Genomic DNA, 21,094 nt, shown 5'->3' on the forward strand with positions numbered 1-21,094 from the left:
CCGTGCGCTCAGGCGGCCGGCGGACCGGCCGCCCCCGGCAGGGGCGCGGCCGCGACCAGAACCGTGTGCGGCGCCACCGTGCAGCGCCCGCCCGCCGTCAGCACGCCGCCCCCGGCCGGGGCGCCGTCCGCGGCCGCGGTGTCCAGGACGAGGCGGTACACCGCGCCCGCCCGCCCGGGCACGGTGAACTCCGCCGGCTCCGCATCAGCGTTGAGCAGGACGAGGAGGTCGTCGTCGCACTGCGGGGCGCCCTCGGGGGTCACCGGGTCCACCCCGTCCCCGGCCAGCAGGAAGCCCAGGAAACGCGTGCCCCGGTCCTCCCAGCGCCCGGTCGTCATCGGCCGGCCCTCACGGTCGAACCAGGCGACGTCGGGCGGCGCGCCCGGCCTGCCCCGGCCGGTCAGGAACGAGCGGCGGCGCAGCGCCGGGTGCGCGCGCTGCAGGGCCACGACGCGGCGCACGAAGGCGAGGGGCTCCGGCCGCGCGGCGCTCCAGTCGTACCAGCTGAGGGCGTTGTCCTGGCAGTAGGCGTTGTTGTTGCCGCGCTGGGTGCGCCCGATCTCGTCGCCGCCGCTGAGCATGGTCACGCCTTGGGCGAGCAGGAGGGTGGCGAGCATGTTGCGGCGCTGGCGCTCCCGCAGGGCGGTGACCGCGGGGTCGTCGGTGGGCCCCTCCACGCCGTGGTTGGCGGCGCGGTCGTCGTCGGTGCCGTCGCGGTCGTCCTCGCCGTTGGCCCGGTTGTACTTGCGCTCGTACGTCACCAGGTCGGTGAGGGTCTTGCCGTCGTGGCAGGTCACGAAGTTGACGGAGGCGTCGGGCCCGCGCCGGTCGGCGGCGTAGAGGTCGGCGGAGCCGGCGATCCTGCGGGCCAGGTCGCCCACGACGGGCCGGCCCCGCCAGAAGTCGCGCAGGGTGTCGCGGCAGCGGTCGTTCCACTCCGCCCAGCCGGCCGGGAAGCGGCCGACCTGGTAGCTGTCGGGGGCGCCGACGTCCCAGGGCTCGGCGATGAGCTTGGTCCTGTTCAGGACGGGGTCCTGGTAGAGGAGCTGGAAGAAGGCGGCGAGCCGGTCCACGTACCCGTACTGCCGGGCGAGGGTGGCGGCCAGGTCGAAGCGGAAGCCGTCTACGTGCATCTCCGTCACCCAGTGGCGCAGCGAGTCCAGGATCAGCCGCAGCACCTCGGGGCGGCCGGCGTCGAGGGTGTTGCGGGTGCCGGTGGTGTCGACGTAGCGGGAGCGGTCGGCCGGGTCGAGCCGGTAGTAGAGGTCGTTGCCCAGGCCGCGGAAGCTCAGCGCCGGGTCCGTGGGTCCGCCCTCCGCGGTGTGGTTGTAGACGACGTCGAGGATGACTTCGATGCCGGCCGCGTGCAGGGCGGCGACCATCGCCTTGAACTCCGTGACCTGGCCTCCGGCGTCGCCCGAGGCGCTGTAGCCGGCGTGCGGGGCGAAGAAGCCGATGGTCGAGTAGCCCCAGTAGTTGGTCAGGCCCCGCTCCAGCACGGACGGTTCGGAGAAGTGCTGGTGCACGGGCAGCAGTTCGACGGCGGTGACGCCCAGGTCCGTCAGGTGGCCGACGACCGCGGGGTGCGCCAGCCCGGCGTAGGTGCCGCGCAGCGCGGGGGGCACGCCGGGGTGTGTGGCGCTGATGCCCTTGACGTGGGTCTCGTACAGCACCGTCCGCGACCAGTGGGTGCCGGGCCGGCGGTCGGCGCCCCAGTCGAAGGCGGGGTCGGCGACCAGACAGGCGGCCCGGCGCGGGCCCAGCGGCCGCATGACACGGGCGTAGGGGTCGAGCAGCAGCGTGCCGGGGGAGAACAGCAGGCCGCGGTGGGGCTCGTAGGGGCCCGAGGCCCTGAAGCCGTAGTGCTGCCCGGGGCCGACGCCGGGCACGTAGGCGTGCCAGACGTCGCAGTCGGCGGTCATCGGCAGCCTGCTCTCGCGCCCGTCGTCGTCCAGCAGGCACAGCGTGACGTCGCCGCCGTGGGCGCCGGCCGACGAGCAGACGGCGAAGTTGGTGCCCTGTCCGTCCCAGGTCGCGCCCAGGCGGTGGGGGTCGCCGGGCCGGGTGTCGGTCATCTCCGCATCCTCCTGGCTCAGTCGTAGCCGCCGAACATGAAGAGCGAGGCGCGCTGGTCGGCCGGGTTCAGCAGGCCGTGCAGGTTGCCGCCCTTGAGCAGCGCGAGGTGGCCGGCGGGCAGGCGCCGGATCTCGAACGAGCGGGTGCGGGTCCCGGAGTCGGCCCAGTCGCCGATCACCATCAGGCCGTCGCCCTCCAGCATCAGGAAGACTTCCTGGTTGTCCCGGTGCCGGTGCAGGCCGATGCCGCAGGCGGGGTCGAGGACGTGCAGGTCCATGTAGGTCACGGCCAGGAAGGGTTCGCCGTCGCCGCTGCGGTGGCCCTTGGCGCCGAAGGCGTCGAGGTTGTACGGCTCCAGGGCGCGGGTGAGGTCGCCGCTGCCCGCCCAGCGGCCGTACTCGCTGAAGAGGGTGCGGTACTCCAGGAAGCCCACGCCGCCGTGCGGGGTGGGGCTCGTGCCCACGCTCAGGTAGGCGTCCCAGCCGCGGATGCGCATCTCGAAGCCCAGGCGGACCGTGCCCTGGGCGGGGTCGGCCGCACCGGCGCCGCCGGCGTCCGCGGTCCAGCGCACGTCGAGGTGGAGGGGCAGGACGGGGTGCAGGGCGTGCCGGGGGGAGACCTCGCGCAGGTCGCGCTCGGTGAGGGCGTCGCGGGCGAAGTCCCCGGAGCCGCCGGGGACGAGGTCGGGGCGCGGCTGCAGCAGCCCGAGGTCCAGGGCGGCGCGGCCGCGCTCGCCGAGCAGCTCGCGCAGTCCGTTGCCGTCGTGGCCCCACAGCTCGACGGTGTAGAAGTCGCTCTCCTCGTCGTAGGGCGCGCGCAGCGTCACCGGGGCGTCGCCCCGCACGGAGACGGTGCAGCCGATGGTGTCGCCGAGGCCGCCGGCCGCCCGCCACAGTGCCGAGTCGGGGCCGCCGCGGTAGGCGAGCTGCAGGAACGGGGCCCGCCGGTCGCCGGCCGTGGCCCAGCCGCGCACGGCCCTGGTGTCGGCCAGGCGGAAGTCGCGCACGTTCTGCTTCTGGAAGTCGGTCTTGACGTCCTGCCGCTCGGGATCGAGCTGGTCGGCGTCGCTCCCGCTCGGCCCGTACAGCTCCAGCCACCGGTGCGGGTAGAGGTACTGCAGCGAGAGGGAGTCGTAGTGCTCCCGCTCGGCGGCGAGCCGGGAGCGTTCCACCAGGCCGAGGAGCTTCAGCAGCGGGTTGTCGGTGGCGTAGTCCGGGGGCTTCCCCGGATCGACGCGGAAGACCGCGTCACCGTGCACGATCTCGGGCATCGGACCGCCTCACGTGGTGTGGTAGAGGAAGGCGACGAACTTCAGCGGCTCGGTGTGGGGGTTGCGGATGCCGTGCACCCCGCCGCTCTTGGTGAAGATGACGCTGCCCGGCTTGACGGGCAGTTCCCGGCATTTGACCGTGCCCACGCCGAAGACCTGCCGGTCGACCAGCGGGTAGGAGTCGGTGGCCGGGTCGTCGCCGTCGCCCATGTAGGCGATGCCGGTCCCGGAGACGATGTAGTAGAGCTCCTCGGAGCCGATGTGGCGGTGGGTGCCCTCGACGGTGCCGGGCGGCACCGTCACCTCGTGGAAGAAGACCAGGTCGCTGCCGAGTTCGCGCTGGAAGAGCCAGCGCATCTGGATCACGTTCTCCTCGAAGCGTTCCGGATTGTCCGGATCGGTCATCGCGTTGCGGTAGCTGACCGGCAGGACCTCCGCCGCGTCGGGGACGAAGTAGCCGCGCTGGAAGTCCAGCAGGTAGTTCCGGTCCGCGATCGTGTTCTGCGGCGAACTGGGCTCCTGGGTGCGCGGCTCCTGGTGGGAGCGGAGGTAGTCGTTGTCCCACTGCGGTTCGCCCAGCGTCTGGCCGGTGGGGTGCAGCACGCCGTCCTCGCGGAAGGCCAGCAGCACCGTGCGGACGGATCCGAGCAGCGGCGACAGCTGCGGCACCCGCGTGATGGGCGCGTCGCGGCCCATCAGCGGCAGCACCCGGTGGTCGTGGGCGGAGCCGGCGGGCGGCTCCAGCGTCCCCCACAGCTCCGCCGCGTACGCGCCGATGACCGGGTCCCAGTGCAGGGTGACGACGGCCTCGGCGCTCGCTTGCGGATCGTCCCCCGTGAGGCGGACCCAGGCCCGCACGCGCGGCCCGAGCCGGCGCCCGAACTCCCGGGCCTGCTCGACCAGACGGATGCCCGCGTACTCGATGCGCAGCACCGGGCACAGCTTCGTGCCGCCCAGGAACACGTCGCCCTTGACGGCGGTGCCGTCCGCGCTGCTGCGCACTTCGGAGACGTAGTAGCGGTAGCGCGAGGAACGGGTCGCGCTCAGGTAGCGGGCGTGGTAGATGCGGTCGGGGAAGAACACCACCCGGAAGATCTCGTTCTCGGGATGGGTGAAGACGTCGTCGAACCGGGTGTCCATCAGACCCTCCCGAGCAGCGTGTCGGCGACACGGAACGCGTTCGCCTCGATGGTCAGCGTGGGGTTGGCGCTGCCGGACGTCGGCATGAACGACCCGTCGGTGACGTAGAGGTTGTCGAAGTTCCAGGCCCGGCAGTCCGCGTCGAGCACCGAGTCCGCCGGGTCGGTGCCGAAGCGTGCCCCGCCCAGGACGTGGTTGGCGATCCGCACCACCGAGTGGCCGACGGAGCCCGAGCTGAGGTCACCGGTGCGCCCGCCGCCGGCCAGGATGCGCCGGCACTGCTCGGCGAGGGTGTCCATCAGCGCCCGGTCGTGGCCGTGCCAGGTCTTGAGGATGTGGGCGGCGGGGCGGCCCCACTTGTCCTTCACCGTGGGGTGCAGCTCGATCCGGTTGGTGCGCTGGGGCACCTGGTTGGCCATGAAGGCGACCGACAGCCGGCGGCCGAAGCTCTGCTCCAGATAGTCCTCGAAGCCGTCGCCGACCAGTGACGTGTCGTAGAGGTAGCCCTTCCAGATGCTGTCCATGTCCATCGCGTGCCAGGTGCGGGCGAGGGACAGGGGCAGGGCGCCGTCGGAGGTGTTGTTGTAGATGACGCCGCCGGCCCACAGGCCCTGCTCGCGGATCCACTCGGCGCGGGCGCAGTGGTCGGTGGCCCAGTCGGAGTCCAGCGTCCGGGACTTGTCGGCCCGCTCCGGCACCACGCACTGCGCACCGCCGAAGCAGTGGGTCAGGAAGTACGCGCCCAGGAGCCCGTTGCCGTTGATGCGGCGCTCGAAGGCCGCATCGAGCAGCGCGGACAGCCGCAGCAGCCGCACCGACTCGATCGCCGAGCAGGCCACGACGACGGTCCGCGCGGCCAGGACGCGGGGCCGCCCGGCGGGGTCGCGGTAGTGGACCCGGGCCACCCGCGCGCCGTCGGCCTCCAGGTGGGTGACCGTGCAGTTGGCGCGCAGCTCGAAGCCGCCGCGGCCGGCGCCGCCCCGCAGCGGGGCCAGCAGCGAGACCCACGTGTTCGACTTCAGGCCCAGCGGATCCCCGTAGCGGTTGACGAACGCCGTCTTGATGCTCTCGGGGTCCCGGGGCACCGTGCGCCCGCTCGGCGCGTGGTCACGGGTGATCACGGCGAGCGGGGTGCGGTAGCGGCGCATGCCCAGTGCGTCCATGCCGGCGGCCGCGTACGCGCTGATCGGGTTCGGCGCCAGCGGCGGCTGGTAGCGGTCGGCCGACGGCGTCTTCGCCTGCCCCTCCCAGGTGCCGTTGATCCCGATGAGCTCCTCCGCCCTGGTGTAGTACGGCTCCAGGGCCGCGTAGTCGACCGGCCAGTCGCGGGCCTCGCGCAGCACGTCGCCGCCCGGGTCCGCCCGCAGGTCGCCGCGGCCCTCGTTGAAGCTGCGCAGCCGCAGGTCGTCGGGGGTGAAGCGGGGCGAGACCCCGCCGTAGAGCTGGGTGCCGCCGCCCACCACCTGGGCGGTGTAGCCCTCGATGGTGACGCGGTCGGCGCCGTCGCCGTCGCGGTACACGTGCGGCTCGTCGTTCAGGTCGGGCTCGACGTGACTGGAGAAGTACGCCTCGCCCGTGTTGGCGACGCCCGGCACCGTGATGCGCTTCTCGGCGCCGGTGGCGAACGACTCGTCCCGCTTGAAGTCGCTCAGCCCCTGCGGGCTCTGCGCCTGGGTGCGCAGCAGCGGCCCCTTCTCCAGCATCACCACCCGGTGCCCGGCCCGCACGAGCGTGTGCGCCACCGGCGCTCCGCCCGCCCCGCTGCCGATGACGACGATGTCCGCAGGCTCCTGCGGAGGTGTACCTTCCGCCATGGCCGCCCCCTAGCCGCGGTAGTCGGTGTTGTTCCCCAGCGGTGACTCCAGCGCGCGCCGCCAGTCGAAGAGCGTGTCCCCCCGGCCGTCACGGAAGCGGTTCTCCAGGTACATCCAGCCCGCGGCCCCCGCGTTGCCGCCGTGCCGGGGGTGGGCGAACGCCCCGGTCATGGCGTGCCGGCGCAGGAGCAGCAGGAAGTGGCGTGGGCTGCCGTAGCGGCCGTGGTCCCAGCCCTCGACCCGCTCGGTCTCCATCTGCGCGTACAGGTCGGCGTACATCTCGGGCGGTACCGTCGCCGGGTCAAGGCCGCCGGAGCGGGCCCGCAACAGGTCGCCGATGATGCGCAGACACGTGCGGTAGTCGTCGGCGTTGTGCTGCTCCTGGCGGGCCAGCAGCTTGTCGATGTAATTGACCGTTCCCACCTCGTCGTCGAGCTGATAGGCGAGCGGGAATTCCTCGTTGCGCGCGGCCCGGTCCAGGGATTCGTACACGCCGCGGATGAACCGGCGGTTCTCCTCCAGCCGGAACGGCAGCAGATGGGCGACGAGCCGGCCCAGCAGCTCGCGCTCGGCCCGGCCCAGCACGAGCGGCACGGCGCACGCGTCGGTGAAGAAGCGCGACCACGTCTCGCCGTTGTCGAGGACGGTGCGCTGCGGATTGACGGGATCCACGACGTACGCGCCGTCGACCCCGAGCTTGTAGGTGTGCACCTGCCCCTTGGGCACCCGCACGGTGACCGCGAAGAAACCGGTGGGCTCGCCCGCGAACAGCAGGGGCCGCAGCGGCACGGGCGCGTGCAGCGGGCCGAAGGTGCCGGTGACGGTCACGACGGCGGGCGCCGCGGCCCGGCCGTCGTGCACGAAGGTGACGTCGTTGAAGGGGTACGAGCTCTCGGCGGACACCCCGTCCCAGTGCGTGTCGACGACCGGGAACCGCCACGCCTCGCAGAGTGCCGCCCGGGGATCGCCGGGCCCGTACTGGCCGAAGTCGTGGCGCGGATCAGAGGTGTCCCGTGCGAGGTATTTCGTACAGTGGTTCAGGACGTATTGATCGTCCCTTTCGATGATCTCGACCTTCACTGAATTCCCCCCGGCGGCCCCGCGCGCCGAATGATCTGCCGAACGATCTGAAGTCATCTCTGCGGGGCCGTCAATGAAAGTATTCCCGCCACCTGGCTTTGTCCACGGCCCCCGGAAACGGCGCTTCCCCTGTGTTCCACCGTGTTCCACGGAATGCGAGGGTCTGCTGATTCACCGGTGCGCCGGGGGCTCGGATAGCCTGAAGGCACGATGAACCGCTTCACGACGCCCTGGGGCGAGCTCGCACTCGCCCGCTTCCCCGAGGACCCCCGCGACACGCTGCGCGCCTGGGACGCCGCCGACGAATACCTGCTGCGGCACCTGCACGGAACCGACGGCGAGCCGGTGGACCTGTCGGGCACCGTGGTCGTGGTGGGGGACCGGTGGGGAGCGCTGACCACCGCGCTCGCCGCGCACCGGCCCGTGCAGATCACCGACTCCTTCCTCACCGGGGAGGCGACCCGCGCCAACCTGGCGCGCAACGGCCACGCGGCCGGTGCCGTGCGGATGCTGTCGACCCGGCAGGCGCCCCCGGACCGCGTCGACGTGCTGCTGATCCGGGTGCCCAAGAGCCTGGCGCTGCTGGAGGACCAGCTGCACCGCCTCGCCCCGGCCGTCCACGAGGGCACCGTCGTCGTCGGCACCGGCCGGGTCACCGAGATCCACACCTCGACGCTCAGGCTGTTCGAGCGCATCCTCGGGCCGACCCGCACCTCGCTGGCCGTGAAGAAGGCCCGGCTGATCTTCTGCACGCCCGACCCGGCCCTCCGGCGGACCGCCAGCCCCTGGCCGCACCGCTACGCGCTGCCCGGCGGGATCGGCGTCATGTCCGGGCGGACGGTCACCAACCACGCGGGCACCTTCTGCGCCGAGCGCCTGGACATCGGCACCCGCTTCTTCCTCTCCCACCTCCCGCAGGGCCGCGGGCCCGCGCGCATCGTCGACCTGGGCTGCGGCAACGGCATCGTCGGCACGGCCGCGGCCCTGGCCCGCCCCGGGGCCGAGGTCGTCTTCATCGACGAGTCGTACCAGGCGGTGGCCTCCGCCGAGGCCACCTTCCGGGCGAACGCCGGGCCCGACGCCGCGGGGGAGTTCCTGGTGGGCGACGGCATGGCGACCGTCCCCGCGGAGTCGGTGGACCTCGTGCTCAACAACCCGCCCTTCCACACCCACCAGGCGACGACGGACGCCACGGCCTGGCGCATGTTCACCGGGTCCCGCACGGCCCTCCGGCCGGGCGGCGAACTGTGGGTCGTCGGCAACCGCCACCTCGGCTACCACGTGAAGCTGCGCCGGATCTTCGGCAACTGCGAGGTCGTCGCCGGCGACCCGAAGTTCGTCGTCCTGCGGGCCGTCAAGCGCTGAGCCGCCCGCCCCCGCCGGGCGGCCCGGCCCGGCGGGCGGCCGGCACCCGCCGCCAGCCGGCGGCATCCCGCTCGATGACCGCCGGCACCAGGCCGAAGGGCGCGGGGTGGACCTGATGGGTGAAGTCCATCAGCTCGATGCGGTCCGGACACAGCCGCAGGACGACGTAGTCGTCCCCCTCCGGGCCGTCGGGGAAGAACGCCCGGAAATCGTCCTTCCAGTGGGCGAGACGTTCCTGCAGCCCGTCCTCCACGTGGGCCTCCGCTTCGAGGACGGCATAGGCGGCGGCCCCGCGGTCCTCGACGGCGTAGGTGACCCGCGGCTGCCGCGCGACGTCGGCCGCCTTGCGCGAGCGCGGGCTCGTACCGATGTGGAGCGAGCCGTCCTCGCCGACGCCCAGGTGCTCGACCAGGCGGGTGTGGGGGCGCAGGCCGTCGTAGGTGGTGAGGAAGCCGTACGGGTTCGCCCGCGCGAGGCGCAGGGCGGCCGCGAACAGTGACTCGGCAGGGGGCCCGGCGGGCCCGGACGGGGCGAAGTCCTCGGCGGGCAGCGGGAGATCGGTGCTCATGCGGCATCCATTCGTCGTGGGTGAACGGTGGTGCGTGATCCGAAACCTGGTGCTTCCATACGCCGGCGTATGTTCACCGTACGGTAGCGTACGGTCATGGCGCAGCGGCGAGAAGGCAACCCCCGGGACGGCGGCGGACGCCGCCGGCTGAGCGCACGGGACTGGGCGGACGCCGCCCTCACCGCCATCGGCGAAGGCGGCCTCGCCGCCGTCGCGGTCGAACCCCTCGCCGCCCGGCTGGGCGCCACCAAAGGCAGCTTCTACTGGCACTTCACGGGCCGCGAGGCGCTCGTCGAGGCCGCCCTCGGCAGCTGGGAGGACGCCTGCACCGAGGACGTGATCACCGCCCTCGCCACCGAGCCCGACGCCCTGCGGCGGCTGCGCAGGCTGTTCACCGACACCACCGCGTCGGCCGCCCGGGACCCCATCGAGCTCGCCCTGCTGGCCACGTCCACCCACCCCCAGGTCGCCGCCGCGCTGCAGCGGGTGACACAGCGCAGGGTCGGCTACCTCGCCGGCCTCTTCGCCGAGCTCGGCTTCCCGCCGGACGAGGCCCGCCGCCGCGCCCTGCTCGCCTACTCCGCCTTCCTCGGCCACGTCCAGCTGGCCCACGCGGTGCCCGGGGCGCTGCCGCACGGCGCGGACCGGTCCCCCTACCTCGACTCCGTCATCGACGCCCTGCTCCGCCGCGACCTGGCCTGAATCGTTCGGCACCACCACGGCTTGGCCGGATCGTTGCACGCCGTAACCGCCGTGGTGGGAACATCATTTGGTCGCAGTGGGCAGGGTGTGGAAGCTGGGAGCGGATGTGGCACTGGACCAGGCGTCCATCGTCTCCGAGTGGGTCCTGCCCGCCCTCGTCTGCGCGCCCGTGACCTGGGTGTGCCTGGTCTTCCGCTACAAGGAGGACGGCCGGCTGCTGGGCACCGTGCGCTCGGCGCTGCTGGGGCTGTGCGTCGTGCTGTGGACCTCCGGCACGGCGGCCCTGGCCAGCGGCCTGCTGCTGCCCCTGACGCCCAGCGTGCCCCCGACGGCGGTGGGCGTCGCGACGGGCTGGGGCATCATCTCCCGGGGCAGGGGGGAGCAGACCGGCGGCCGGGCCGCGATGGCGGTGCTCACCCTCGGCAACTCCCTGCTGCTCCACCAACTGGCGCTGCGCCTGCGGGCCGACCGGGCCGACTGGTGCGAGCGGATGGCCGGCGGCTTCAGGGACTGCTGGGAGATCGACTCCTTCGCGGGCGACGTGCGGCGGCATCTGCTGATGCGCGTCGACGTGCCCGGCCGGACGAGCCGTTCCCGCGCCGCCGTGAAGCGGGAGATCAACGAGCGCCACAAGGAGGTCCGGGCGGCGGCGCAGAAGGGGTTCACCGCCGAGACGAAGGTGGAGAAGGCGTGCCAGCAGCAGGGCCGTGCGCCCTACCGCGAGGAAGTGCGCCTGGTGCGACGGGCGTTCGGCGAGGCCGAGCAGTACCTCAGGCACCTGCTGGAGCTGGAGCACGCCCACGGCAGGCGCAGCGACGGCGGGAAGATCCTCGAACTCCGGCGCAGGCACCTGGCCCACGCCGAAGCGGAGGGCGTCCCGGGCGCGGCCGGCGTCTCAGCAGTGCGGTGACGGCGCGAGGGGTGTGATCGGCGCGGTCTCCGGGCGGACGGTGTCCGGCGCGTAGGGCTCGCGGCCGTCCGAAGGGTCGTAGAAGCTGATCTCCACCCGGGCGTCGAGGGACTCCGCGACGGCGGCCAGCGACCGCAGGGTGAGGTTCTCGCCGCCGGAGAGGATCTGGCTGACCCGGCCGGGGGAGACACCCATGCACTCGGCCAAGTCCTTGCGGGTCATGCCCCGTTCGGCGAGCAGTCCGGCGAGCGATGCCGTCGCCTGACGCGCGAGCCGGGCCCCCGCCTGGTCCGCCGCCCGGCCACCCTCTGCGGTCTCTCGTCGCCAGGCCATGTCTACCCCCACCAGCTGTGCAGTCGTCAGGTCCGTCAGGTTCGTGCGTCCTTGCATGGCAGCATGCCACCTTTAGCCCTAGCTAAAAACCATGTCGGGCGGAAAGGGTCGCGTTCCGCCCGTGGGAGGGATCGCTTCCTCCGTGGTGACCTGGGGATACTCAACCGGCGGTGGTTTTCGGTCAGATCGCGGGTGTTCCCTCCGGTGGAGCCACGGCGCGACGTCTGGCCAACCCCCCGTCCTCCCCCTACGATTCGAACGCTCTCAGTCCCACGGGCCCAGGGGAACGGTCCAACGGGTTGGCATGGGCATGCCCGTTTCTTCGGTCATGCCGGGTCCGTCCCCGTCACCTCTCCCCGGCGGCCCGGCACCTCCCGCATTCCGGCGCCCGCCTCCCTTCCGCTCAGGGGGAACCTGCCGGCACCACCGGGTGCGGAATCGTTTTGTCTTCCCCTCGGGCCCCCGCGGTCCGCAGACATCGATTGGAGCAAGCATGCCCGCCGGTCTCTTCACCGCAGGCGCGATCGCGGCGTTACTCGCGACACCGCTCTCCACGCACAATCCCTCGGTGATCACCAATCCACCGCCGGACAAGATCGTGATCGAGGTCGCCACCGTCAACGGGTCGGGCTGTCCGGCCGGGACCGCAGCCGTCGCGGTCTCGCCCGACAACACGGCCTTCACCGTCACCTACAGCCAGTACCTCGCGCAGGTCGGCGTCGGCTCCAAGCCCACCGACTTCCGCAAGAACTGCCAGCTGAACCTCAACGTGCACGTGCCCCAGGGCTTCACCTACGCCATCGCCGCCGCCGACTACCGTGGCTACGCCAAGCTGGAATCCGGCGCCTCGGGCACGCAGAAGGCGTCGTACTACTTCCAGGGGTCGCCCGTCACGACCCCGAGCGCGCACACCTTCAGAGGCAGCTACGCGGACAACTGGCAGGCGACCGACAACGTCCCCATCGCCGCGCTGGTCTGGGCGCCCTGCGGTGAGCTGCGGAACTTCAACATCAACACCGAGCTGCGGGTCAACGCCGGCACGTCCGACCCCAGCAAGACCACCAGCTTCATGACCATGGACTCCACCGACGGCAGCCTCAAGACCATCTACCACCTCGCGTGGAAGGAGTGCCCGAAGCCCTGACGGGCGGGGCGCCCGCGAGCCGGGCAGGCGGCGGGCCCGCAGGAGAGGAGCGGGCCCGCCGCTCACACGTCGCGGCTCCACCCGGCCGGGCGCCGTGGCACCGCTCACACCGATTTCGGAGCCGTGTCACCGGGCCCCACCTGCGCACGTCGCACTCCGCAGGGACATCGTGACCCCCTGGGTATAGACCTATGGCGAAAACCGAGCGAATGTTGGGGAATCCCTCGCGAAGAGTGGCGGTCCCCCTCGCTCCTCGGACCGTACCGGCGCCCGGTACGCCCACGCGCCGGCGCCCTTCGCCCCACGTCGAACGCATCCGAGCCCCATGCCTTCCTTTCGCGACACCCTGAGTTCTCCGTACACGGCGTACACGGCCGACGCCGTCACCAGCGCCTGCGAGCCCGTCGCCGCATGGACGACCCACCCCCAGCGGCTCCTCGGCCAGGGTGGCCCGGGAGCGCCGTCGTGCATGCACAGCCCGCCCGCGGCCCGGGCGCTCCGCCCGGCCCTCCCCGGCCCGCCCCCGGCGGGGACGCTCTCGCTGCCTGCCGCACCCCCGTCCGTGGCGGCCGCCCGCCGCTTCTCCGAACGCCTGCTGGCCGAGTGGGGCCTGCAGGAGCTGGCCGGGGACGTGACGCTGCTGCTGTCGGAGCTGGTCACCAACGCCATCGTGCACGTGCCCGAGGGCTCCGGCGACGTCCGCCTCGTCCTCAGCCGCACCCCCGACCACCTGGTCGCCCAGGTCACCGATGCCGGCGGCCGCCTGCCGCTGTGCGCCGAGGCGCGTTCGGACAGCGAGAACGGGCGCGGCATGTGGCTCGTCGAGCAGATCGCCGCCCAGTGGGGCCATCACGCCTCCGGCGCCGGCAAGACCGTCTGGTTCACCCTTCCCCTCCCGGGGGCCCTGCCCGGCGAATGACCCGGTGCGACGGGGGCGCGCGCGCTCCCCGGACACTCCAGCACGGCGATCCGGACGCCGCCGCGGGCTGCGCAGGGGGCGGGTTCGGAGAGAACATGGAAGACGTTGCGGCGTGACGGGCGAGGAAAGGACCGAGGGACCGGGCACCTACGGGCGCGAGGCCGCCGCACCACCCCCGAGCGGGCGGAAGGAGGACCTCGGATGGGCGCCACCGACGCATTCCGGCCGGACCCGGCGCGGTCCGGGCCCGCCCCCTACGAGCCCGGCAGCCTGCTCGACCTGCTCAGCGTGGCCACGGCGGTGCTGGACCAGGAAGGCCGGATCGTCCTGTGGAGCCCGCAGGCCGAGGAGCTCTTCGGCTGGACCCCCGCCGAGGCCCTGGGCCGCCACGCCGCCCGGCTGCTCGTCGACGACGAGCACCGCGCCGAGGTCCTCGGGCTCTTCGCCAAGGTGATGAGCGGCGGCGCCTGGGCCGGGTCCTTCCCCGCCGTGCGCAAGGACGGCACCACCCGGATGCTGGAATTCCGCAACATGCGGCTGGAGGACAAGGACGGCGGCGTCTACGCCCTCGGCATGGCCACCGACCAGGACCTCCTCCGCGACGTCGAGCGCGACCTGGCCCTGTCCCTGCGGCTGGTGGCCCAGTCCCCGATCGGGCTGGCCGTCCTGGACACCGACCTGCGCTACGTCATGGTCAACCCGGCCCTGGAGCGGATGCACCGGCTGTCCGCCGAGGGACACCTCGGCAAGCGCGTCCACGACGTGCTGCCCGTCAGGGACGCCGAGGGGATCGAGGCCGCCATGCGCAAGGTGCTGGCGACGGGCACCCCGCTGCTGGACCAGTTCGTCGTGGGCCGCATGGCCGACCCCGCCGTCGGCGAGCGTGCCCGCCTGGTCTCCTACTACCGGCTGGAGGACCCGGCCGGCCGGGAGATGGGCCTGGCCACCTCGGTCGTCGACGTCACCGAGCGGCACCGGGCGGCCACCGAGGCCCGCCGCCGGCTGGCCCTGATCGCCGACGCCTCCGTCCTCATCGGCACCACCCTGGACCTCGACCAGACCGCGCGGGAGCTCGCCGGGGTGGTCGTCCCGGGCCTGGCCGACGTGGCCGCCGTGGACGTCCTCGACACCGTCCTGAGCGGCGCCGCCGCCCCGGGGCGCAAGCAGGCCGCGGTGTTCCGGGCGCTGGCCGTCGCCTCGTCGGGGGCCACCGAGGCGGTCCGGGCCGCCGATCCGCCCGGCGAGATCGCCCGCTACGACGCCGACCGGCTCGTCGCCCGCTGCGTGAACACCGGCCGCCCCGTCCACCTGCCCCGCGTCACCCCCGAGGACCTGCCCCGCATCGCCCGCGACGAGGAGGCCGCCGGGCTCCTGGGCCGGGCCGGGCTGCACTCGTACATGGCGGTGCCCCTGATCGCCCGGGGCGAGGTGCTCGGCGCCCTGGACCTCAAGCGCACCCGCAACCCCGAGCCCTTCGGGGAGGACGACGTCGTCCTGGCCGGGGAGCTCGCCGCCCGCGCGGCCGTCTGCATCGACAACGCCCGCTGGTACCAGCGCGAGCGCGCCACCGCCCTCACCCTCCAGCGCGACCTGCTGCCCCAGGAGCCCCAGAGCCCGCCGGGCCTGGAGATCGCCTACCGCTACCAGCCCGCCGGCGCCGCGGGGCAGGTCGGCGGCGACTGGTTCGACGTCATCCCGCAGGACGGCGCCCAGAGCGCCCTGGTCGTCGGGGACGTCATGGGCAGCGGCATCAACGCCGCGGCCGCGATGGGCCAGCTGCGCACCGCCGCCCGCACCCTCTCCGGCCTCGGCCTCGACCCCGCCCAGGTGCTGCGCCACCTCGACCGCACCGCCAGTGGTCTGGACCAGACGATCGCCACCTGCGTCTACGCCGTCTACGACCCGCAGCGCGCCGAGTGCCGGGTCGCCAACGCCGGACACCTGCCGCCCGTCCTCGTCCGCCCCGGCCGCCGCCCCACCCTGCTCGACCTGCCCACGGGCGCGCCCCTGGGGGTCGGCGGCGTCCCCTTCGAGAGCGTCGGGACACCGCTGGCACCCGGCGACCAGCTGGTGTTCTACACCGACGGCCTCGTGGAGACCCGCGACGAGGCCATCGACGCCCGGCTGGAGGTGCTGGTGGGGCTGCTCGACGGGCCGCCGCTGGACCTGGAGTCCACCTGCGACCTGCTGCTGCGGGAGCTGCGCGAGGACAACGACCAGGACGACGTCGCCCTCCTCATCGCCCGGGTACGGCCCAACGCGCGGGCGGTAGAGTGAGGAGATCGCCCTTGACCTGCAAAAGCGCAGGCAGGGAGCTTGTCTCCAGGAGTGTCTCCATGATGCGTACGATGATGAAGTCCAAGATCCATCGCGCCACCGTCACCCAGGCGGACCTGCACTACGTGGGATCCGTGACCGTTGACGCCGATCTGATGGAAGCCGCCGACCTGCTGCCCGGCGAGAAGGTCGACATCGTCGACATCAACAACGGTGCCCGCCTGTCGACCTACGTCATCGAGGGCCCCCGCGGCAGTGGCGTGCTCGGCATCAACGGCGCCGCCGCCCGGCTGATCAGCCCCGGTGACCTGGTCATCATCATCGCCTACGGCTCCATGGACGACGCCGAGGCGCGCACCTTCGAGCCCCGTGTCGTCTTCGTCGACGAGCGCAACGCCGTGGCCGACCTCGGCAGCGACCCCGCCGCCGTCCCCGAGGGGTCCGGCCTCTCGCGCGGCGACCTCGTCGCCGGCTGACACCCCCCGGCCGTCCCGGCGTGCGCCCGCACGCCGGGCGGTCAGGCCGCGGTCAGGCCCGCGGCCCGGGCGATCGTCCGGGCCGTCAGCTCGCCGGCCGCGCGCACGCGTTCGTCCTCGCTGGGCCGGCAGCGCCCCCGTGCGGGGTCGTACTCCGTCATGATCGCCCCTGCGTGGTCGGCCCCCGGTATCTCCTCGGACAGGACCGGCCAGCGGTGCGCCATGAGGGCGTCCCGCGCCGTCCGTGAGTGCGCCGGGTCCATGAGCGCGTCCGCCGTGCCGTGCACCAGGGCGACCGGGACCGGCTCCGGGACGCCCGGCGTCCCGGCGGCCAGATCGGCCAGCGGGGCAGTGCCCGTCGTCCGGGCCGGGACGTCGTAGCGCGAGGCGATGCCCACCACCGCCGACGGCCGCCACCCGCCGGCCACTTCAGGGTGCAGGGCGACGCCCAGCGCGGCGGGGGCACCCGCCGACCAGCCGGCCAGCACCATCCGCTCCCCGTCGCCCCCGAATGAGGCCGCGCGGGCGCGGGCGTACTCCAGCGACGCCAGCAGGTGGGCCCGCCCGCGGTCCGGCTCGTCGGAGCGCCAGTCGGGAACGAGGACGAGCGCGCCGAGGGCGGCGACGGCCGTGGCGAGCGGGCGCAGGACGTCCCGTTCGTCCGGGCCCGTCCCGTGCCAGAGGAGGACCGTCGGCACCGGGGCCCCGGCGGGAGCCGGGGCGGGCCGGTGGACGTCGACGAGCTTGCCGTTCGGCGCGGTGGCCGTTTCGTACGTCACGGGCTAGGGCTGTCTTTCAGGGGGCTGGGTCCGGTTGTCGGGGAGGCCCTCCAACTCGCGTACGCGCTCGATGACTTCGTTGATCGAGTGCAGGCTCGCGGCGGACAGCCCGGCCGCGCGCAGCGCCACCCGCTGCACCTGGGTGTCGCGCAGCGCCACCAGCAGCCCGAGGTCGGCGTCGACCTTCGCGGTCGCCTGCTCGTCGAAGAAGTACGCCGCGGGTACGCCGAAGAACTTCGCGAGCGCCTCCAGATGCCGGAGCGTCGGATTGTCGCGCTGTCCCTTGCGCAGGAGCCAGATGTAACTACCCGAAATCGACACGCCCGTGGCCGTGATGGCGCGGGCCACCTCTTCCGTGGTGTACGGCTCCCGGCCTGCCGGCACCACCGTCCCGAACAGGTGATTGAGCTTGTCTGCCAGCGTCTTCGCGTCCGTGGCGTCGGGTTCGTCCATGATCGCACCTCCCTCCCGGCGGTCAATCTAGCTTACGGGTGAATTCGGGAGTCCATGTCCCGGTGCATCGAATGTGGTTGACAGGGAGTGGGCTCGCTGCCTAGCGTCCTGGGTGTCGGCGGATCGACTGGTGTTGGATGGCTCACCGAGGCAGTCAATCACCAGTTGATGGAGGCGGGGTCGTAGGCCCCTGCCCTCCATCGTGCACGGACCCGCCGTCGCACGGGGGTTCTTTGTCGGAGGGGGTGTCGTGACGGTTCCGGAGCCGGAACAGCAACGGACCGTTGTGCTCCCTCTCCACGTGCTCTCGCCCTCGGACTCCCCGAGGGTGGCGGGCGAGGACCCGTTGCACGTCCAGGCGCTCGCGCGGCTGGAGGCACCACTGCCGCCCATCGTCGTGCACCGCACCACGCTGCGGGTCGTCGATGGCATGCACCGGCTGCGAGCCGCTCGTCTACGGGGGGATGAGCGGATCGCAGTCCGGTTCTTCGACGGCAGTCCGGAGGACGCCTTCGTCCTCGCGGTCACCAGCAACACCCGTGACGGCCTGCCACTCACCCAGGCCGACCGCACCGCCGCCGCGGAGCGCATCATCCGCAGCCACCCGCACTGGTCGGACCGGCTCATCGCCTTCGCCGCGGGCCTGGCCGCCAGCACGGTCGCGGCCCTGCGCAGGCGCTCCACCGGCACCGCCCAGCAGGTCACCGCCCGCACCGGCCGCGACGGCCGGGTCCGCCCGCTCAACGCGGCCGAGGGCCGCCGCCGGGCGGGCGAACTCATCGCCGCCAAACCCGAGGCCAGCCTACGGGAGATCGCCGACGGCGCCGGCATCGCCATCGGCACCGCACGCGACGTACGCCTGCGCCTGTTGCAGGGACGCGACCCGGTGCCGAAGAAGCTCCGCGACGCCGAGAGCCGCCTGCGCGACGACGCCGGGACGTGCGCCCGGCCCGGGGCCGCGCCGCAGCCGGCCGTCCCCGCGGGTCCCCCCGCACCGATGACCGGCGTGACGGGCGACGAACCGGCCCTGCTCAGACTCCGCAAGGACCCCTCCCTCCGCTTCTCCGAGGACGGCCGGTTCCTGCTGCACCTGCTGAGCGCCCACGCCGTGGGCAGCGAGAAGTGGCACCGGCTGCTCGACACCGTGCCCGCCCACCGCCGCACGGCGGTGGCGCAGGCCGCCCGGCACTGCGGCGAATCGTGGCTGCGCTTCGCGAGCGAGCTCGAACGCCGGGCCGTATGACGGCCCGTCGGCTCTTACGGACAGCCCGCGGGCGCACGGCCGCGCGGGGCATCGACGGTGCGCGGCGTCCGCCGCGGGTACGGGGGCAGCAGGCAATGCGCACGACGACGGCCGCGACCACGGCCGGCCCCACCCCGGCGGCGGTCACCTTCACGCTGCTGGGCCCGGTGACGGCGACGGTCCGCGGCCGGTCCGTCCCCCTCGACGGCCGCCGCCAGCGCGTCGTCCTCTCCCTGCTGGTACTGGCCCACGGCGCCACCGTCCCCCTCGACGATCTCGTCGAGGCCGTCTGGGGCGACCGGGCCCCGCTCTCCGCCCGCACCCAGCTCGCCCTGTGCGTCCGAGCCCTGCGCAAGGCGTTCCGGACCGCCGGGCACCCGGGCCCCGTCGTCCTCACCGCACCCCGGGGCTACCGGCTGCGCACCGAGGGCACCGACGTCGACGTGCAGACCTTCGACGGGCTGGTCACCGCCGCCGACGAGGCCGCCGCCGAGGGCGAGCAGGCCGAGGCCGGTGCCCGCTACGCCCGGGCCCTGGAGCTGTGGCGCGGGCCCGCCCTGGAGGGGGTGGGCGGCCGGGTGACGGAGGAGCGCGCCGCCTGCCTGGAGGAGCGGCGGCTGGCCGCGTACGAGGCCCTGCTCGGCATCGGCGAGGCCCAGGTGGCGGCGGGCCTCTTCGACGAGGGCGAGGCCACCCTGCTCGACGCGCTGCGCATCGCCGACGGCACCGGCGACCCCGTGCTGATCGCCGAGGTGAACCTGGTGCTCGGCGGCTTCTGCCGGATGCTCCGCCGCACCCTGCGCGCCGAGCGGCACCTCACGGTCGCCCACCGGGCCTTCCGCCGGACCGGCTCGGTCCGCGGAGAGGCCCAGGTGGCGGTGGAGATGGCCCTGCTGGCGGAGACGGCCGCGGGCCCGGGGGACGCGCTCGACCTCGTCCCCCGGCAGGCCGGGCGCTGAGCCGCTCCTACCAGTCGGACTTGCGGTAGTCCTTCAGGAAGCAGCCGTACAGGTCCTCGCCCTGCTCGCCCCGGACGATCGGGTCGTAGACGCGGGCCGCGCCGTCGACGAGGTCGAGGGGGGCGTGGAAGCCCGCGGCGGCGAGCCGGACCTTGTCCGGGTGCGGCCGCTCGTCCGTGATCCAGCCGGTGTCGACGCTGGTCATGAGGATCCCGTCGGACTCGAACATCTCGTCGGCGCTGGTGCGGGTGAGCATGTTCAGCGCGGCCTTGGCCATGTTGGTGTGCGGGTGGCCGGCGCCCTTGTAGCCGCGGCTGAAGACGCCCTCCATGGCGGAGACGTTGACCACGTACTTGCGGCGGGCCGAGGAGGCCGCCATCGCCGGGCGCAACCGGCTGACCAGCACGAACGGCGCCGTCACATTGCACAGCTGCACTTCGAGCAGCTCGACGGGGTCGACCTCGCTGACGGTCTGGATCCAGCTGTTGGTGGCGTCCAGGTCCGGTACGAGCCCGCCGGCGTCGATGGCCGTGCCGGCCTCGACGCGCGCGAGGGAGGCGGAGCCGCTGGTGAGGGCGAGCTCGGTGAGGGCCTGCGGGGTGAGGGCGTCGTGCGCGCCGGACGAGGGGGCGGGCAGCGCGGCCTGGGCGCCGCTGCCGAAGGCGCCGAAGACCTCGGAGGCCGGGAGCTCGCCGGCGGGCAGCGGCGCGGCCTCGGCGGCCACGAGCTCGCGGTAGGCGGCATGGGTGCGGCGGACGGTCTGGGCCGCGTTGTTGATGATGATGTCGAGCGGGCCCTCGGCGCTGACCGAGTCGGCCAGCGCGACGACCTGGGCCGGGTCGCGCAGGTCGATGCCGACGACCTTGAGCCGGTGCAGCCAGTCCGCGCTGTCCTCCATCGCCTTGAAGCGTCGGATGGCGTCGTTGGGGAAGCGCGTGGTGATCGTGGTGTGCGCACCGTCGCGCAGCAGCCGCAGCGCGATGTACATGCCGATCTTCGCGCGGCCACCGGTGAGCAGCGCGCGACGCCCGGTGAGGTCCGTGCGCGCGTCCCGGCGGCCCCGGCTCTCGGCCGCGCAGGGCTGGCACAGCTGGTGGTAGAAGGAGTCGACCTCGGTGTAGCGGCTCTTGCAGATGTAGCAGGAGCGGGGACGCTCCAGGATGCCGACGATCTGGGTGGAGGCCGTGGCGGCCAGGGGTATGCCCGCGGTCTCGTCGTCGATGCGGTCGGCGGCGCCCGTGGCGGTGGCCTCGGTGACGGCCCGGTCGTGGGCGGTCTTGGCGGCCCGGCGCTCCTGGCGGCGGCGCTGCTTCACCGTCCGGTAGATCCCGGCCGTGGCACGGCGGACCGTGATCGCGTCGGGGTGGTCGACCGGCAGACGGTCGAGCTCTTCGAGGACGCTCAGGCAGACGGCCATGCGCTCGGGGTCGATGCCCGGCCCGTCCGGGGCGGTGCCGGGGGCGTCCGACAGGTGGCCTGCACCGTCGAGGGTGTGTTCAGTGACGGTCATGGCCGCTGCTGTTTCCAGTCCGTTTGTTCGATAAGGGTTCCAGGAAACTGTACGTAGAGGGGTGCGGGAGCGCCAA

19 protein-coding genes are annotated in these 21,094 nt (G+C 73.3%); 9 read left to right on the forward strand and 10 right to left on the reverse strand.

Annotated elements, in window-relative coordinates; translation table 11 throughout:
* Window positions 1–8 precede the first annotated feature (8 nt).
* The 5 genes from glgX to IE182_RS00335 are packed head-to-tail and all read right to left on the reverse strand — an operon-like array spanning window position 9 to window position 7,380.
* Window positions 9–2,075, reverse strand: a complete 2,067-nt coding sequence (glgX, locus tag IE182_RS00315) for a glycogen debranching protein GlgX (RefSeq protein WP_190107529.1) — start codon at window positions 2,073–2,075, stop codon at window positions 9–11.
* A 17-nt stretch (window positions 2,076–2,092) separates the two neighbouring features.
* A complete protein-coding gene (locus IE182_RS00320; protein ID WP_190107530.1) occupies window positions 2,093–3,346 on the reverse strand; it encodes a cupin domain-containing protein in 1,254 nt (417 codons plus the stop codon).
* Window positions 3,347–3,355: 9 nt separating this feature from the next.
* Window positions 3,356–4,486, reverse strand: a complete 1,131-nt coding sequence (locus IE182_RS00325; protein WP_190107531.1) for a cupin domain-containing protein — start codon at window positions 4,484–4,486, stop codon at window positions 3,356–3,358.
* Window positions 4,486–6,300: a GMC oxidoreductase gene (locus IE182_RS00330; RefSeq protein WP_190107532.1), complete on the reverse strand. Its 1,815-nt coding sequence runs from the start codon at window positions 6,298–6,300 to the stop codon at window positions 4,486–4,488. The genes IE182_RS00325 and IE182_RS00330 overlap by 1 nt, the downstream gene beginning before the upstream one ends.
* A gap of 9 nt (window positions 6,301–6,309) precedes the next feature.
* Window positions 6,310–7,380: a gluconate 2-dehydrogenase subunit 3 family protein gene (locus tag IE182_RS00335; protein ID WP_190107533.1), complete on the reverse strand. Its 1,071-nt coding sequence runs from the start codon at window positions 7,378–7,380 to the stop codon at window positions 6,310–6,312.
* Between the two features lie 210 nt (window positions 7,381–7,590).
* Between IE182_RS00335 and IE182_RS00340 the strand changes: the two genes are divergently transcribed.
* Window positions 7,591–8,745, forward strand: a complete 1,155-nt coding sequence (locus tag IE182_RS00340; protein WP_190107534.1) for a methyltransferase — start codon at window positions 7,591–7,593, stop codon at window positions 8,743–8,745.
* Here the strand turns inward: IE182_RS00340 and IE182_RS00345 are convergent.
* Window positions 8,735–9,313 carry a pyridoxamine 5'-phosphate oxidase family protein gene (locus IE182_RS00345; RefSeq protein WP_190107535.1) on the reverse strand — a complete coding sequence of 193 codons (579 nt, stop codon included), beginning with the start codon at window positions 9,311–9,313 and terminating at the stop codon, window positions 8,735–8,737. The two genes, IE182_RS00340 and IE182_RS00345, sit on opposite strands and share 11 nt — an antisense overlap.
* A gap of 96 nt (window positions 9,314–9,409) precedes the next feature.
* Here IE182_RS00345 and IE182_RS00350 point away from each other — a divergent pair, with 96 nt between their 5' ends.
* Window positions 9,410–10,015 (forward strand): TetR/AcrR family transcriptional regulator, encoded by a 606-nt coding sequence (locus IE182_RS00350; protein WP_190107536.1) that lies wholly within the window; start codon window positions 9,410–9,412, stop codon window positions 10,013–10,015.
* Window positions 10,016–10,121: 106 nt separating this feature from the next.
* On the forward strand, window positions 10,122–10,925 hold the full coding sequence (locus IE182_RS00355) for a hypothetical protein (protein ID WP_190107537.1): 804 nt from the start codon (window positions 10,122–10,124) through the stop codon (window positions 10,923–10,925).
* On the opposite strand, the gene IE182_RS00360 is transcribed toward IE182_RS00355, so the two are convergent.
* Window positions 10,911–11,315: a helix-turn-helix domain-containing protein gene (locus tag IE182_RS00360; RefSeq protein WP_229844478.1), complete on the reverse strand. Its 405-nt coding sequence runs from the start codon at window positions 11,313–11,315 to the stop codon at window positions 10,911–10,913. The two genes, IE182_RS00355 and IE182_RS00360, sit on opposite strands and share 15 nt — an antisense overlap.
* Window positions 11,316–11,751: 436 nt before the next feature.
* Between IE182_RS00360 and IE182_RS00365 the strand changes: the two genes are divergently transcribed.
* From IE182_RS00365 to panD, 4 genes are all read left to right on the forward strand, one after another.
* On the forward strand, window positions 11,752–12,402 hold the full coding sequence (locus IE182_RS00365; RefSeq protein WP_190107538.1) for a DUF4360 domain-containing protein: 651 nt from the start codon (window positions 11,752–11,754) through the stop codon (window positions 12,400–12,402).
* A gap of 325 nt (window positions 12,403–12,727) precedes the next feature.
* A complete protein-coding gene (locus tag IE182_RS00370) occupies window positions 12,728–13,321 on the forward strand; it encodes an ATP-binding protein (RefSeq protein ID WP_190107539.1) in 594 nt (197 codons plus the stop codon).
* 201 nt (window positions 13,322–13,522) lie between these two features.
* Window positions 13,523–15,598: a SpoIIE family protein phosphatase gene (locus IE182_RS00375; protein ID WP_190107540.1), complete on the forward strand. Its 2,076-nt coding sequence runs from the start codon at window positions 13,523–13,525 to the stop codon at window positions 15,596–15,598.
* A 59-nt stretch (window positions 15,599–15,657) separates the two neighbouring features.
* Window positions 15,658–16,074 carry an aspartate 1-decarboxylase gene (panD, locus tag IE182_RS00380; RefSeq protein ID WP_190107541.1) on the forward strand — a complete coding sequence of 139 codons (417 nt, stop codon included), beginning with the start codon at window positions 15,658–15,660 and terminating at the stop codon, window positions 16,072–16,074.
* Window positions 16,075–16,115: 41 nt separating this feature from the next.
* On the opposite strand, the gene IE182_RS00385 is transcribed toward panD, so the two are convergent.
* Window positions 16,116–16,853: an alpha/beta hydrolase gene (locus IE182_RS00385; protein ID WP_190107542.1), complete on the reverse strand. Its 738-nt coding sequence runs from the start codon at window positions 16,851–16,853 to the stop codon at window positions 16,116–16,118.
* Between the two features lie 3 nt (window positions 16,854–16,856).
* Complete coding sequence (locus IE182_RS00390; protein ID WP_190107543.1) at window positions 16,857–17,306, reverse strand: helix-turn-helix domain-containing protein; 450 nt, start codon at window positions 17,304–17,306, stop codon at window positions 16,857–16,859.
* A 250-nt stretch (window positions 17,307–17,556) separates the two neighbouring features.
* Here IE182_RS00390 and IE182_RS00395 point away from each other — a divergent pair, with 250 nt between their 5' ends.
* Both IE182_RS00395 and IE182_RS00400 read left to right on the forward strand, forming a co-directional pair.
* A complete protein-coding gene (locus tag IE182_RS00395) occupies window positions 17,557–18,549 on the forward strand; it encodes a ParB/RepB/Spo0J family partition protein (RefSeq protein WP_229844479.1) in 993 nt (330 codons plus the stop codon).
* A 95-nt stretch (window positions 18,550–18,644) separates the two neighbouring features.
* Window positions 18,645–19,508 (forward strand): AfsR/SARP family transcriptional regulator, encoded by an 864-nt coding sequence (locus IE182_RS00400; protein WP_190107545.1) that lies wholly within the window; start codon window positions 18,645–18,647, stop codon window positions 19,506–19,508.
* A gap of 7 nt (window positions 19,509–19,515) precedes the next feature.
* On the opposite strand, the gene IE182_RS00405 is transcribed toward IE182_RS00400, so the two are convergent.
* Window positions 19,516–21,018, reverse strand: coding sequence for an SDR family NAD(P)-dependent oxidoreductase (locus IE182_RS00405; RefSeq protein WP_190107546.1), 1,503 nt, complete (start codon window positions 21,016–21,018; stop codon window positions 19,516–19,518).
* Window positions 21,019–21,094 lie beyond the last annotated feature (76 nt).

It is taken from the genome of Streptomyces cinnamoneus, from assembly GCF_014650495.1.
Classification (GTDB): Bacteria; Actinomycetota; Actinomycetes; order Streptomycetales; family Streptomycetaceae; genus Streptomyces; species Streptomyces cinnamoneus.